Source organism: Frigoribacterium sp. 2-23, assembly GCF_049601585.1.
Lineage (GTDB): Bacteria > Actinomycetota > Actinomycetes > Actinomycetales > Microbacteriaceae > Frigoribacterium.
Genome location: NZ_CP187126.1, coordinates 297,436 through 311,592 on the forward strand (window position 1 = coordinate 297,436; position 14,157 = coordinate 311,592).

The window sequence follows — 14,157 nt, forward strand, 5'->3', positions numbered from 1 at the left end:
CCAGCGACACCTACAAACCCGAACATCGAGATCACCGATAGGAAGGTCAGACAGTCATGTCAGAACCACAACGAAGTGGTGCACTGCCGAGGCGGAAGGTCGCCGCTCTGGCGCTCACCGTCGCGGCGCTGTTCGCCACCACGTCCGTCTTCGCGGGCTCGGCGAGCGCCGACCCCGCTCCGAACGCAGGAGGCGCGGCGTCGGCCACGAGCACCGCCGGCGTCCACGGGCTGAAGGGCGAGTACTCGCTCACCGGCCCCGGCTTCGAGCTGGGCACGCCGACGGCGACCGTGCTCGACACCCAGATCGACTACCGCAACCTCGTGCCCGTCTTCGCGGAGCGCACCGGCCAGGGCGAGAACGCCGGCGTCAGCTGGACCGGCACCATCACGGCCCCCGAGACCGGCGACTACACGTTCTCGGCGATCGGCGACAACGGCATGCGCCTCTGGGTCGACGGCACGCAGCTGATCGACCACTGGGTCAACGACTGGGAGGTGGAGCAGACCGCGAAGCCGTTCTCGATGACGAAGGGCGAGGCGGTCGAGTTCCGCTTCGACATGTTCCAGGCGACCGGCGGGGCGAACATGCACCTGTCGTGGGCCGGGCCGAACCTCGCGAAGTCGATCGTCCCGCTCAGCGCGTTCGCGCCTCCGGCCGATTTCGAGGTCTACCCCGCGGTCGCGAGCGTGCCGCCGTCGGGTGAGACGGTGAACATCGCGCTGCCGGGTGCCGTCACCGGCGCCGAGGCAGCGGCCGACCACGTGAAGGTCTCGGTCGACCAGACCGGGTTCCCGATCGAGTCGGTGGCCGTCGCCCCCGACGGCCGAGGCCTCGTCGTCACGCCGGGCGGGCCCATCCAGAAGGGCACGAGCGTACGCGTCGCGTACGACGGCCTCGGCGGCGTGACCGTCGACGGTGTCGCCGTGCCGGCCTTCGACGTCCCCGTCACGAACACGTCCACCTACGTGCTCACCACGCCTTGGGCCGACGACGTCGACCCGGCGAACCCGCTGCCCGAGTACCCGCGCCCGCAGCTCGCGCGCGAGGCCTGGCAGAACCTCAACGGGCAGTGGCAGTTCGCGGACTTCGCGAAGACCGACCGCCTGCCGTTCGGCAAGGACCTCGACGAGAAGGTCGTCGTGCCGTTCCCGATCGAGTCGCAGCTGAGCGGTGTCGAGCGTCACGAGGACTCCATGGTCTACCGCCGCACGTTCGAGGTGCCGAAGGACTGGAAGCGCAACGACAAGAACCGCGTCCAGCTGAACTTCGGCGCCGTCGACTACTCGACGACCGTCTACGTCAACGCCCGCAAGGTCGCCACGCACGTCGGCGGCTACGACTCGTTCAGCGCCGACATCACGGACGCGCTGAACAAGAAGGGCGCGAACGAGATCGTCGTCCGCGTCGACGACACGACCGGCAACCAGCCGCGCGGCAAGCAGGACCCGAACCCCAGCGGCATCTTCTACACGCCGTCCTCGGGCATCTGGCAGACCGTGTGGCTCGAGCCCGTCCAGTCGGCGCACATCGACCGGCTGAAGATGACGCCCGACCTGACCACCTCGTCGCTGAAGGTGACCGCGGTGTCGGCCAGCGCCTCCTCGAAATCCAAGGTCGAGGTGCTCGTCCGCGACCACGACGGCGTCATCGTCGGGTCGGCCACGGGAGCGGCGAACCAGCAGCTCACGGTGCCGATCTCGGAGCTGCACCTGTGGACGCCGGACGATCCGTTCCTCTACGACGTCACCGCCACGATGAAGGGCGGCGGCACGAGCGACACGGTCACGAGCTACCAGGGCATGCGGTCGATCTCGATCGGTGACGTGGGCGGCCAGAAGAAGATCCTGCTGAACGGCAAGCCCACGTTCTTGCTGTCGACGCTCGACCAGGGCTACTGGCCCGACGGCGTGTACACCGCGCCGACGGACGAGGCGCTCGCCTGGGACATCTCGACCACGAAGGAGCTCGGCTTCAACACGATCCGCAAGCACATTAAGGTCGAGCCGGCCCGCTGGTACTACCACGCCGATCAGATCGGCATGCTGGTCTGGCAGGACATGCCCGCGAACAACGGCGGCAACGCCGATCGGGCCACGCAGGACTCGTTCCGGGCCCAGCTGAAGACGATGATCGACCAGCACGACTCGTTCACGTCGATCATCGGTTGGATTCCGTTCAACGAGGGCTGGGGCGAGTGGAACCGCGACGTGACCGGCGAGATCGCCGACAACGTCAAGGCCCAGGACCCCTCGCGCCTCGTCAACGCCCACAGCGGCGTGAACTGCTGCAACTCGAAGGGCGACTCCGGTCGCGGCGACATCATCGACTGGCACCAGTACACCGGGCCGGCGCTGCCGAAGCCCGACGCGCGACGTGCCGCGATCGACGGTGAGCACGGCGGGTTCTCGTACTCGGCTCCGGGGCACGTCTGGCCCGGCGGGTCGGTCAACCCCTACGGCGAGGTCGCGACACCGGCCGAGCTGACGGCGGCGTACGTCGCGAACACGAACGCCCTCGTCGGACCCGCGTCGACGTACCTGTCGGGGTCGGTCTACACGCAGCTGACCGACGTCGAGGGCGAGGTCAACGGGTTCTACACGTACGACCGGCGCATCGAGAAGATGGACCGCGCAGCCGTGCGGGCCGCGAATCTGGCGGTGATCGCAGCCGGCAGCCGGTAGTCCCTCTCGCGTCCGCAACGATGTGACCCGTCCGGTGGGTGTTCTCCTCGAACACCCGCCGGGCGGGTCATCTCGTTTCCCTCCCCCCTCCCGTCCCAACGATGTGACCCGTCGGGTCGATGTTTGCCTCGAACATCGACCGAACGGGTCACTTCGTTCGGGGGAGGTCTCTCGTCCGTCCCCCTCTCTCATCGATGTGACCCGTTGGGTCGATGTTGGGCGGAAACATCGACTGAACGGGTCACTTCGTTCGGGGGAGGTCTCTCGTCCGTCCCCCTCTCTCATCGATGTGACCCGTCGGGTCGATGTTCTGCGGAAACATCGACCGAACGAGTCACTTCGTTCGGGGGAGGTCTCTCGTCCGTCCCCCTCCCTCATCGATGTGACCCGTTGGGTCGATGTTGGGCGGAAACATCGACCGAACGAGTCACTTCGTTCGGGGGAGGTCTCCCGTCCGTCCCCCTCTCTCATCGATGTGACCCGTTGGGTCGATGTTGGGCGGAAACATCGACTGAACGGGTCACTTCGTTCGGGGGAGGTCTCTCGTCCGTCCCCCTCTCTCATCGATGTGACCCGTTGGGTCGATGTTGGGCGGAAACATCGACTGAACGGGTCACTTCGTTCGGGGGAGGTCTCTCGTCCGTCCCCCTCTCTCATCGATGTGACCCGTTGGGTCGATGTTGGGCGGAAACATCGACTGAACGGGTCACTTCGTTCGGGGGAGGTCTCTCGTCCGTCCCCCTCTCTCATCGATGTGACCCGGCGGGTCGATGTTGCGCGGAAACATCGACCGAACGGGTCACTTCGTTCGGGGGAGGGGGAGGGGGCGGGGACCCAGAACACCGAGGAGGCGCGGGTCGAGCCGTCCGCAACGCGTCAGTTCTGAGGCGGGATCGTCTTGAACGGCGGGCTGAACTTCGGCGACGGCGTGTCCGACGGCGTGTCCGTCGTGACGGGGGTCGGTGTCTCGGGAGTCGGCGTCGGCGTGATGCTCGGCGACACCGTCACCACGGGATCGTCCTCCGGCCCCCCGCAGGCCGCGAGTCCGACGACCGTGCCCGCGGCCAGCACGACGGCCGCCCCCACGCGCACGGCGGACGCGGTCACGACGGACAGACGCTCCCGGCTCATGCCCCGAGGTTACCCGCGCCTCCCCGAACCCCGTTGCGGAAGAAGAACCGCCGAACGACGGGGTTCTTCTTCCGCAACGGGGTTCTCGGTGGGCCATCGGTCAGACTGGAGCGATGACCGGGTCCGATCTGCGCGTCCCCGACCCCCGCCTCCTCGTGGTCCGGTCGGCCGAGGCGGGCGACGTGCACGACGTCGCCGTGTTCCAGACCGAGACGTGGCGCGAGGCGTACCGCGGGCTCGTGCCGGATTACTATCTTGACGCCGTCGGAGTCACCGAGCGCGAGCACAGCTGGGGCGCCCGCATCGCGTCGTCGTCGCGCGAGGTCGTCGTGGCCCGGTACGACGAACGGATCGTCGGCGTCGTCAGCTGGTCACGCGGCGATCCGACGCACGACGGTGACGACCTCGACGCGGTCGAGCTGAAGACGCTCTACGTCGACGCCGGACTTCGAGGGTCGGGCCTCGGCGCCACGCTGCTCACGCGCGTGCTCGCCGCGGCCGGCAACGAAGGAGGCGCGGTGTACCTCTGGGTGTTCGAGCGCAACACGAGGGCGGTCGCCTTCTACGGGTCGCACGGCTTTGAGTTCGACGGGGCGCGCAAGCTCGACCCGGGGACGAGTGTCGTCGAGATCCGGATGACGCGCCCCGCTCGCTGAGTGTGCCCCGAACCCCGTTGCAACAGCCGCCGCCCCAGCAGCCGCAGCGGCGGCAGCCCCTCAGACCGACCCGACCAGCGTCCAGGCCCCGCCGTCGCGGCGGGTGACGCGCCCGTCGAGCACGTCGGCGAGTACCCCGACCGAGGACTCGACGACGGCGGCGATGCGCACCGCGACCGTGTCGTCGGCCCCTTCGTAGCGGACCACGAGTCGTGGCTCACCCCGGACCACGTCGAGATCGCGCGCCTCGACCGTCGTGAACTGCGCTGCGCTCTCGGCGGCCGCGGGCAGCACCTGATCGGGGCGCACGCCGGGGCGCAGGGTTCCGATGCTGAGTGTCACGCGATACGAGGGCATGCCCCGATCTAAGCGCCGTCCACTGACATCGCGGCATGAGGCTGCTGTGAACCCTCGACGGCGGGCTCGTCGACGAGGCGCATGCCGAGGGTCGTCGAGGCGCTCGCGAGCAGGGCGTCGATCCACTGGCGGTTGACGTTCGCCATGCGGCTGCCCGCATAGCTGAACTGCAGCGGGATCGACTCGTGCAGCCAGATGACGTTACGGCCCTGCCCGGACGCGTCGTCGTGCCTCCACGTGAACGCGAAGCTCTCGTGGCGGCGGAGTTTGGTGACGATGGCGAGCTGCAGATGCGCGAGTGCCCGATCGTCGAAGTCGATGGCCAGCCGATTCGCGCCGTAGAACAGTGTGCCCACTCGCCTCCCTTTCAATCCTTCGAGAATAAATGTTAGATGGGGCCTCACTTGTCCCCGGGGTACCCCCTTGACATCGCCGACGAGGAGGCGCTAGGCGGCTCGGGCGCGAATCGTCCCGTCACATGTCCGACACATGCGACTGCGATGATCCGCAGATGAAGCGCAGCGCATCGGCCCGGCTCGAGTTCGACGTCGCCGCCCCGGCGGAGTTCGTGTTGTCCGTCGCGGCCGCCGCCGAGTACGCGGCCGACCCCGGCACCTCGGTCGACGAGGCGCTCGCCGTCAGCCAGGACGGCCGGCCGGTGTCGGTGCGCGAGGTTGCGGATCATCACGGAACGCGCCTCCACGTGTGCGATGTCGAGGCGGGGCGGGTGACGGTCGACTACCGCGTCGAGGTCGACGGGCGACGGCGGCCGCCCGCGGTCGAGACGATCGACCTGGTGCGGTATCTGCGGCCGAGTCGGTACTGCGAGTCCGACACGCTGGGGCCGACCGCCCGGGCCGAGTTCGGCGGGCTCGACGGGCGCGATCTGCTGGCCGCCGTCAGCTCGTGGGTCGGGTCGCAGCTGCGGTACGTGCCGGGGGCGTCGGCTCCGACCGACGGAGCCGTCCAGACCCTGCTCGACCGTCAGGGCGTCTGCCGCGACTACGCGCACCTCGTGATCGCCCTGCTGCGGGCCCTCGACGTGCCGGCGCGGCTGGTGTCGGTGTACGCGCCGGGGCTGTCGCCGATGGACTTCCACGCCGTGGCCGAGGCATTCGTCGACGGGCAGTGGCATGTGGTCGACGCGACGTCGCTCGCCCCACGGCAGACGCTGCTGCGGATCGCGACCGGTCGGGACGCGTCGGACACCGCGTTCCTGTCGAGCCGCGGCGGCCGGGTCACGGTCGTGAGCATGCGGATCGGCGCGGTCGCGGACGTCCTGCCGCTCGACGACCCGCGCGAGTTCGTCTCGCTCGGCTGACGCTTCAGGCGTCGCGGCGTCGCGGCGTCGCGGCGCGCATGTCGCGACCGTTTCGCACTGTGCGACCGTTCTGCGGGTGCGCGGCGACCACGATGCGACCGTTTCGCAATTTTCGACCGTTTTGGCGCCTGAAACGGGGTTTCTGAACGCAAACGGTCGCACATTGCGAAGCCACCAGAGCCGAGGAGGCGCGGGTCGGCCCCCGCCCCCGTCAGCAGCTGAGGCCGGGCAGGGCCTTCTTCTCGTTCCAGCGTGCGAACGCGAACGAGCCGCGTCCGGTCGCGTCGCCGCCCGTGAACGAGATCGGGTAGGGCTCACCGGTCGCGGCGACGACCAGGGTGCCGACGGTCGTCTCGCCGTCGTTGACGACGAGCTGGACGGTCGGCTCGCCCGTCGTGTCGAGGTTGCTGCTGACGGCTCCGGTCGAGACGGTCACGCCGCCGCCCGCGCTCGAGCCCCCGCTGCTGCCGCCACCCGCACCACCCGCACCGCGTCCGCCGACGAGCGCCGCGATCAGGTTCGCGGGCGAGAGCAGCGGTGAGAACCGAGTGACGACCGGGTCGGTCGAGTCGACGCAGACCGGCCCCGAGGTCGCGTCGGCCAGACCGCTGGCGGCCGCGAAGCCGGCGTCGCCGCTCACGGCGGCGCGCCCTCCCGTCGAGCGGACCGACGCCTGCTCGACCCCGGCGATCGTCACCGTCGCCGTGTAGTTCGTCGGCACCCCGTCGAAGACGACGTCGAGGGTGCGGCCCTCCTGTCGGGTCGTCGTCCCCTCCGCCGGAGCGGTCAGCTCGGTGAACGACCCCGTCATCGACACGCTGGAGGCGCTCCGCACCGCCCGCAGGACCGCCTCGAGCGCCTGTGGACCCGAGACGTACTCGATGCCGTTCCGGTCGCCCGAGTCGATCTGGACCGCGCCGAGGTCGACCCCGTCCGGCGTCGGCACGGCGTCCCCGCCCGACGTACATCCGGTCAGCAGAGCGATGACGAGCCCCGCGCCGACGGCGACTCCCGCGCGCGACCACGTGCGCGCCCGCGCCACCGACGACACCGGTCGCTCAGCCCGCATCGGCCACGCAGACGCTCTGCGCGCCCTGGGCCGAGAGCTCGTCCGGGTCGGTCGACACGGCGGCTCCCGGACTCGACTCGGCGGCCCGCACGACGAAGCACGAGTCGTCGGTGAACAGCTGGGCCGCTCTCGGCACCCACGCCTCGCGCCCCCGTACGAGCTGCGTCAGGTCGACCGCGGACGTGCCGTCCGCGTCGGTCACGTACAGGTCGTAGGGCACGTCGGGGCCCGACCAGGTCAGGCGCACGTTGCCGCTGCCCGCCGCGATCGAGAGCTTCGAGACCGTGGGAGGCCCGGCCGACGTCAACGAGATCACCATCAGCGTGCCCCCGACGCCGATCGCCAGCAGTGTCAGGATCGCCGACACGATGAACGCGGGGTGCCGCCACAGCGGACGCTTCTTCTCCTCGCGCTCCTCGAGCTCGGGCAGCACGCCGATCTCGCTGCCGAGCGGGCGCTTCGACGCCGTCGACGCCTCACCCCAGGTCTCGTACAACCGCGGTGCGCCCGGCTCCCAGCCGAGTCGGGACGACCCGGCGGCGGCGGGCGCCGCGGTCGCGAAGGAGGCGCGGGCGGCAGCCGACGCCGCTCCCGTCGGCATCGGCGGCAGCAGCCCCGCGTCGGCGAGGGGTGCGGCGGACGGCGCGGGCACGGACGCGACCACAGCGGCAGGCGCCGGCACGGCGGCCGGCGCAGCGCCAGGCGCAGCCGCGACCGCAGCCGCAGGCACGGCGGGAGGAACAGGCGCAGCCGCATCCGACGCGGCAGACCGGCCCGGCGCACTCGCGACGGTCGCCTCCCCGGGCAGCGCGTCGACCGGTGCGGCGGCGCGTCGGCGTCCGCTCGTCACGGTCATGGCGACGTCGTCGTCCTCGCCCTGCTGGTCGCTCATCGTCCCCCCGAGACCGGACCCGCCCCCGAACCGGCAGGTCACAGGGCCCTAGTATAAGGAGCACTTCTAGGGGAGGGGTCGGGGGTTGCGACGTTCCGTGCGAGCCGTGGTGACGGGTCTCGTCGTGCTGACCTGCGCCTCCTTCGCTCTCGTCGCCGGGGCCGCGGCACCGGCCGCGCTCGCGGCCGGCAGCGACTCCGGCACCGACCCGGGCAGTGACGGCGCGACGGCGACCGACACTGCGCCTCCGGCCGACTCGACGCTCGTCGCGGTGCCGTTCAGGGCCGAGGCGGAGGTCGCGATGGCCGACGGCTGGACCGTCGCTGACTGCGGCAACGTCGCCGCCCCGACCGACTTCGCTGTCGCGTGCGAGCCGTCGCGACTCACGGTCACGGCTCCCGTCTACGACCCCGATCGCGGCACCAGCCTCATGCCCGTGCTGCTGGCCAACGGACCGGTCACGATGGTCGTGACCTACCGCCTCTCGATGGCGCCGCCCACGCCGCCGTCCGCCGCTGAGCTCACCTACGACTACCCCGCCCAGGTCGGAGACGCGGTGCTGCTGCCCCTGTCCGATCTCGGGGTGCGCTGCGACGGCTGCGCCTCGACCGGCCCCGGCATCGAGGTCACCGGGGTGTCGCCCGCGTCGTCGGCCGTCGCGCGCGTCACGTCGACGCACCTCGTCGTGCAGGGCGCGCCCGGGTTCGTCGGCGACGTCACCGTGTCGTACCGGTTGCGCGACGGCTTCGGGCAGACCTCCGAGACGACGTCCGCGACCATCGCGTTCACGCGGCCGGCACCCGGGGGCGAGGACTCGGGCCGGGACGGTCTCGTCGCGCTCGCCGTGGCGGCCCCGTTCGCGGCCGAGGGCCCGACGACGGTCGACCTCTCGGCCCTGACTTTTGCGGAGGGCGACGTCACGCTGCTCGGCTGCGGACCGGCCGTGACCGGCTCGGTCGAATGCGCCGGAGGCACGGCCACGTACCAGCCGCTGCCACCGGTCGCGGGGCGCGAACCCTCCGACGTCGACCAGTTCTCGTTCCACGTGACGACACCCGACGGCCGGCAGGCGACCGGCAGCGTGACGCTGGTGCGCGGCGACGCGGCCGACACGCTGAAGACGGGCCCGCTCGCCAGCTCGGCGGCAGACCCGGCCGACGGCGACGGCGACGACGCTGACCGCGACCGCGACCGCGCCTTCGTCCGCACGCTCGTCCCGACCCTGCCCGCCGACGACGAGGACGCCCCCGACGCTCCCGTGACCGGGCTCTTCTCGCCGTTGATCTCCGTCCTCGACCGCCTGGGAGGCACCCCGTGACCCTGCGACTCAGCCTGCGACCCGCGACGACCGAGCGGTCCGCCGAGACCGCGGTCGTCGAGTCGTACCTGCTCGACGTCAGCGACGACACGTCCGTCGCGGAGGTCGCCGAGAGCATGGGCGTCGCCCCGCACGTCATCGCGCCGGCCGTCGACCCCGACACGTCGCTGATCGACGCGAAGGTCCTCAACGGCCAGACGCTGCCTCCGACCACGCCGACGACGTTGCTGCCCGGGCAGCCGCGCCTCGAGATCATCGGCGGCCCGTTCGCGGGCGAGACCGTGCCGTTGTCGGCCGGTGTGCCGCTCCGTATCGGCAGCGGCGGCGACATGGGGCTGTGCATCGCCGACCCGTATCTGGCCGCGCACCACGTGACGCTCACGCTGCAGGCGGCCGACGTCGCCGATCCGTCGCGGCGTGGTCCGCTCGCGGCGTCGCTCGGCGTCGTCGAGGGCGCCGAGGGCGTGGCCGTCAACGGCGAGCCGCTGACCGGCGACGGCCGCATCGTGCCCGCCGACGTCGTGCAGCTCGGCAGCTCGATCGTGCGCATCGGACTCGAGCCGTTCAGCGACGCCGACCTGGCCCCCGACGAGGTCGGCATGCGCGGCTTCAACCGCACGTCGCGCATCGCGCCGGCCAAGCAGCCGCCGATCGTCACGCTGCCGGGCGACAAGCCCGACGACGCCGACAAGACGCCGCTGCCGTGGTTGTCCGCCGTGATCCCCGTCATCCTCGGCGTGACGATGGCGATCGTCTTCAAGCGCCCGGTGATGCTGATGATGGCGGCCGCGTCTCCCGTCATGGTGATCGGCACCTTCCTCACCGCACGGTCGCGGTCCAAGAAGAAGGGCATCCGCACCTTCGACGAGTGGCAGCAGGACATCGCCGACTCGCGCACCCGCATCGGCCAGCTGGTCCGCGAGCAGCGCCTCGAGAGCTGGTACGCCCACCCCGACCCTGTCGTCGTGCGCGACATCGCGACCCGTCCGCTGTCCCGCCTCTGGGAGCGCCGCAAGAAGGACGTCGACGCCCTGCACGTCCGCGTCGGCGTCACCGAGGTGCCGCTCGACGCCTCGTTCGAAGGAGGCGCGCAACGCGACCGCGCAACGGCCCGCCACGTGGGGGTGGCCCCGTCGCCCGTCGCGGTCGATCTGGCCGCGGGCGTCGTCGGCCTCGCGGGGGCGCCCGACGCGACCCGCAGCGCCGTGCGCGCGATGATCGCGTCCTTCGCGACGCTCCGGTCCCCGCGCGACGCGCAGATCGTCGTCCTCTGCGACGACGACGACGCCGACCAGTGGAGCTGGCTGCAGTGGCTGCCGCACACCCAGGCGGGGTCGTCGGTGGTCGCGATGGTCGGCAACACCGACGACGCGCGCCGGGAGCGCCTGCGCGAGCTGAACGCCCTGGCGACGGCGCGCCTCCGGGCGGCCGGCGACCGCGGCTCGGCCGGCTTCGACTCGACCGTCGTCGTGATCGTCGACGGTGCCCGCAGATTCCGCATGCTGCCCGGCATGGTGCCGCTGCTCGAGTCGGGCGGTCTCGCCGACGTGCACGTCATCGCGATCGACAGCGACCGCTCCCGGCTGCCCGAGGAGTCGCGCACGGTCGTGGTCGTCGACCCCGACGACCACTCGTTGGCCCGACTCGAGTCCGACCGCGCGTACTACGCGAACGTGCTGCTCGACGGCCTGTCGCTGCCGCGCGCCGAGGCGATCGCGCGCAGCCTGTGCTCGATCAAGCACGTCAGCGGGGTGGGCGACGAGGGCATGCTGCCGACGTCGGTCCGCTACACCGAGCTGATGGGCGTCGACCTCGACGACCCGCAGGCGCTGGTCGACCGCTGGGCGCTGTCGCCGCGGCGCACGAACGTCGTCGTCGGTGCCGGGCCCGACTCGCAGTTCGCGATCGACATCGCGGCCGACGGCCCGCACGCCCTCGTCGCGGGGACGACCGGCTCGGGCAAGTCGGAGTTCCTGCAGACCTGGGTCGTCTCGCTCGCGCTGGCGAACCGGCCCGACGCCCTCAACTTCGTGCTGGTCGACTACAAGGGCGCGTCCGCGTTCGAGGACTGCTCCCGCCTGCCGCACACGGTGGGCATGGTGACGAACCTCGACGCCCGCGAGACGGAACGCGCGCTGCAGTCGCTCGACGCCGAGCTGAAGCGTCGCGAGACGGTGCTGCGTCGCCCCGAGCTCGGCGTCAAGGACGTCGACGCCGCCTGGTCGAAGGACCCGGAGGCGGCGGCCCGGCTCGGTCTCGCCCGCCTCATGATCGTCATCGACGAGTTCGCGGAGCTCAAGACGGAGCACCCCGACTTCATCAACGGTCTCGTCCGGATCGCGCGCGTCGGCCGCTCGCTCGGTGTGCACCTCGTGCTGGCGACGCAGCGGCCCTCGGGTGTGATCACCCCCGAGATGCAGTCGAACATCAACATGCGCGTCGCGCTCCGCGTGACCGACCGTGCCGACTCGACCGACGTGCTCGGCTCGCCCGAGGCCTCGCTCATCGGCGTCGCGACACCCGGTCGCGGTTACGTGCGGGCCGGGGTGGGCGCCGCGCCGGCGGGGTTCCAGACCGCCCGCGTCGCGGGAGTGCGGCAGGGCGCGCACCGGACCCGCAAGGTCCTGCCGGCCCGCGCCTCCTTGGAGTGGCGCACCGTCGGCTACCAGCCGCGGTTCCCGGCGCAGGCGTCGACCGCTGCCCGGGTCGACCAGGACGACACCGATCTGAGGGCTCTCGTCGACCTCGTCACCGAGGCGTCGCGACTGCTCGGCGTGCCGAAGAACCCGTCGCCGTGGCTGCTGCCGCTGCCGACGCTGCTGCCGCTGTCGACGGTCGTGTCGAGCGACCCGGCCGCTCCCGCCGCGGCAGCCGCCGCCGACGGCACCGGGGTGTCGCCGAACCCGGCCGAACTCGTGATCGGGCTCGAGGACGTGCCCGGCCAGCAGACCCAGCGCCCCCTCGTCTGGGATCTCGAGTCGGGCTCGCACCTGCTCTTCCTCGGGTCGGCGCTGTCCGGTCGCACGACCGCGCTGCGCACGCTGCTCGCGCAGGCGGTCCGCGGGCACGACGCGGCCGATCTGCAGCTGTACGTCGTCGACTACGGCAACGGCGGCCTGCTGCCGCTCGCGATCGCGCCGCACACCGGGGCGGTCGTCACGTCGCTCGAGCCGTCGCGCCTGCCGCGTCTGATGTCGCGGCTGCTCGACGAGCTCGGTCGACGCCAGTCCGTGCTGTCGGCCGCGTCGGTCGGCACGATCGTCGAGCAGCGTCGCCGGGCCGTCACCGCGGGCTCGGAGGCGCTGCCGTATCTCATCCTGGCGCTCGACGGCTGGGAGCGGGTCACGTCGACGATGCAGGCGGACGAGCTCGTGATGTTCCGCGACCAGATGACCCGCGTGCTGCGCGAGGGGCCCGCCGTCGGGCTGCGCGTCGTGATGTCCGCCGACCGCACGGCCGCCGGCGACCGCGTGGCCGGCTTCATCTCGAGTCAGTACGTGCTGCCGCTGCGCGACATCAACGACTACCGCGGGGCGGGCGTGATGATCCGCGAGATGCCCGAGAACATCCCGCCCGGGCGCGTGCTGTTCGGGCCGACCGCGCGGGAGGCGCAGGTCGCCGTGCTCGGCCGCGACGCGTCGGCCGAGGTCCAGGCCCAGGCGCTGCGCGACATCGTCGAGGAGGCGCGGGCCCGGTTCGACGCGGAGCCCCGCGACCCTGCCGCTCCGCGGCCGTTCCGGGTCGATGCCCTGCCGACGTCGATGACACTCAGCGCCGCGGCCGAGCTGCCCCGGGCGGCCTGGTCGCGGACCGACTCGCCGACCGTCGGTGTCGGCGGCGACGTGCTGTCGCGCTACACGATCGACTGGCCGACGATCGGTGGGTTCTCGGTGATCGGCGATCGGGGGACCGGTCGTTCGTCGGCGCTGACCTCGATCGCGCACCAGCTGATGTGGGAGGGGCGGCCCGTCATCGTCGTCGCGACGCGCGAGTCGCCGCTGTCGGCGTGGGCGCGGACGGCCGAGGTGCCGCTGTTCGCCTCGGCCGTCGCACCGTCGGTGGCGGAGGACGTGGAGGCGATGCTCGCCCGGTTCGACGGTGCTGCCGGTGCCGGTGCCGGTGCCGGTGCCGGTGTCGGCGCGGAGGTCGGCGCGGCCGGGGTCGTGACCGTCGTGATCGACGACGCCGAGGCGATCCGCGACTCGGCTCTGGAGCAGACGCTGATGCTGCACCGCGGACGGATCGCGTTCGTCGTCGCCCTGTCGCCCGATGCCGCATCGAAGTTGTTCGCGGGGCCGTACGGCGAGGTCCGCAAGACGCAGGAGGGGCTCATCCTCTCCCCGGCGTCGGCCCTGCTCGGGACGCAGCTGTTCGGGCAGAAGATCCCGAAGTTCATGGTCGGCCGTGCGCCCGCCGGGGGAGGAGCCCTGCACAGCGGAGGACGCTGGGCCCAGATCCAGGTCCCCGACGTCACCCGCTGACCTGTCCGCGCCTCCCGGCCCGCGCTGCACCCTCGAGTCCCGCCCACTCGTCTGCCGGGCGAGTCGTCCCGCCGGCACGCTTCCTCTCCCGCGCTCCTGCGGTTCGAACCGTAGGAGCCCGTGAGCGAATGCCCTCCCCGCCCGCGACGCGCGTCCGTGACATGCGCACGCGGCGCCCACCACGGCGAACCGGCAGGAGGCACGGCGCAGGTCGCGTATCGTGGTCGAGGTCTTGGCGAATGGCAAGT

General features: G+C 71.6%; 10 protein-coding genes. 5 read left to right on the plus strand and 5 right to left on the minus strand.

All coding sequences use genetic code 11. The features are described 5' to 3' along the window. Positions 1-56: 56 nt before the first annotated feature. A complete protein-coding gene (locus ACPEEZ_RS01440) occupies positions 57-2,684 on the plus strand; it encodes a PA14 domain-containing protein (protein ID WP_423921777.1) in 2,628 nt (875 codons plus the stop codon). A gap of 876 nt (positions 2,685-3,560) precedes the next feature. Here ACPEEZ_RS01440 and ACPEEZ_RS01445 read toward each other — a convergent pair. Next, positions 3,561-3,815, minus strand: a complete 255-nt coding sequence (locus ACPEEZ_RS01445; protein WP_423921780.1) for a hypothetical protein — start codon at positions 3,813-3,815, stop codon at positions 3,561-3,563. Positions 3,816-3,928: 113 nt separating this feature from the next. Here ACPEEZ_RS01445 and ACPEEZ_RS01450 point away from each other — a divergent pair, with 113 nt between their 5' ends. Beyond that, a complete protein-coding gene (locus ACPEEZ_RS01450; protein WP_423921783.1) occupies positions 3,929-4,471 on the plus strand; it encodes an N-acetyltransferase family protein in 543 nt (180 codons plus the stop codon). A 60-nt stretch (positions 4,472-4,531) separates the two neighbouring features. Here the strand turns inward: ACPEEZ_RS01450 and ACPEEZ_RS01455 are convergent, their stop codons facing one another. Continuing rightward, positions 4,532-4,828 (minus strand): hypothetical protein, encoded by a 297-nt coding sequence (locus ACPEEZ_RS01455; RefSeq protein WP_423921785.1) that lies wholly within the window; start codon positions 4,826-4,828, stop codon positions 4,532-4,534. Between the two features lie 8 nt (positions 4,829-4,836). Beyond that, positions 4,837-5,184: an ATP-dependent DNA ligase gene (locus ACPEEZ_RS01460; protein ID WP_423921788.1), complete on the minus strand. Its 348-nt coding sequence runs from the start codon at positions 5,182-5,184 to the stop codon at positions 4,837-4,839. Positions 5,185-5,339: 155 nt separating this feature from the next. Here ACPEEZ_RS01460 and ACPEEZ_RS01465 point away from each other — a divergent pair, with 155 nt between their 5' ends. Continuing rightward, a complete protein-coding gene (locus tag ACPEEZ_RS01465) occupies positions 5,340-6,149 on the plus strand; it encodes a transglutaminase-like domain-containing protein (RefSeq protein ID WP_423921789.1) in 810 nt (269 codons plus the stop codon). A gap of 211 nt (positions 6,150-6,360) precedes the next feature. On the opposite strand, the gene ACPEEZ_RS01470 is transcribed toward ACPEEZ_RS01465, so the two are convergent. Together ACPEEZ_RS01470 and ACPEEZ_RS01475 are read right to left on the minus strand one after the other, a co-directional pair. Then, positions 6,361-7,218 carry a hypothetical protein gene (locus ACPEEZ_RS01470; RefSeq protein ID WP_423921792.1) on the minus strand — a complete coding sequence of 286 codons (858 nt, stop codon included), beginning with the start codon at positions 7,216-7,218 and terminating at the stop codon, positions 6,361-6,363. Next, a complete protein-coding gene (locus tag ACPEEZ_RS01475) occupies positions 7,208-8,110 on the minus strand; it encodes a hypothetical protein (protein WP_423921795.1) in 903 nt (300 codons plus the stop codon). The genes ACPEEZ_RS01470 and ACPEEZ_RS01475 overlap by 11 nt, the downstream gene beginning before the upstream one ends. A gap of 85 nt (positions 8,111-8,195) precedes the next feature. Between ACPEEZ_RS01475 and ACPEEZ_RS01480 the strand changes: the two genes are divergently transcribed. Together ACPEEZ_RS01480 and ACPEEZ_RS01485 are read left to right on the plus strand one after the other, a co-directional pair. Continuing rightward, entirely contained in the window at positions 8,196-9,428 is a 1,233-nt protein-coding gene (locus ACPEEZ_RS01480) for a hypothetical protein (RefSeq protein ID WP_423921798.1), read from the plus strand. Then, on the plus strand, positions 9,425-13,909 hold the full coding sequence (locus tag ACPEEZ_RS01485; RefSeq protein WP_423921801.1) for an FtsK/SpoIIIE domain-containing protein: 4,485 nt from the start codon (positions 9,425-9,427) through the stop codon (positions 13,907-13,909). The genes ACPEEZ_RS01480 and ACPEEZ_RS01485 overlap by 4 nt, the downstream gene beginning before the upstream one ends. Positions 13,910-14,157: the final 248 nt, after the last annotated feature.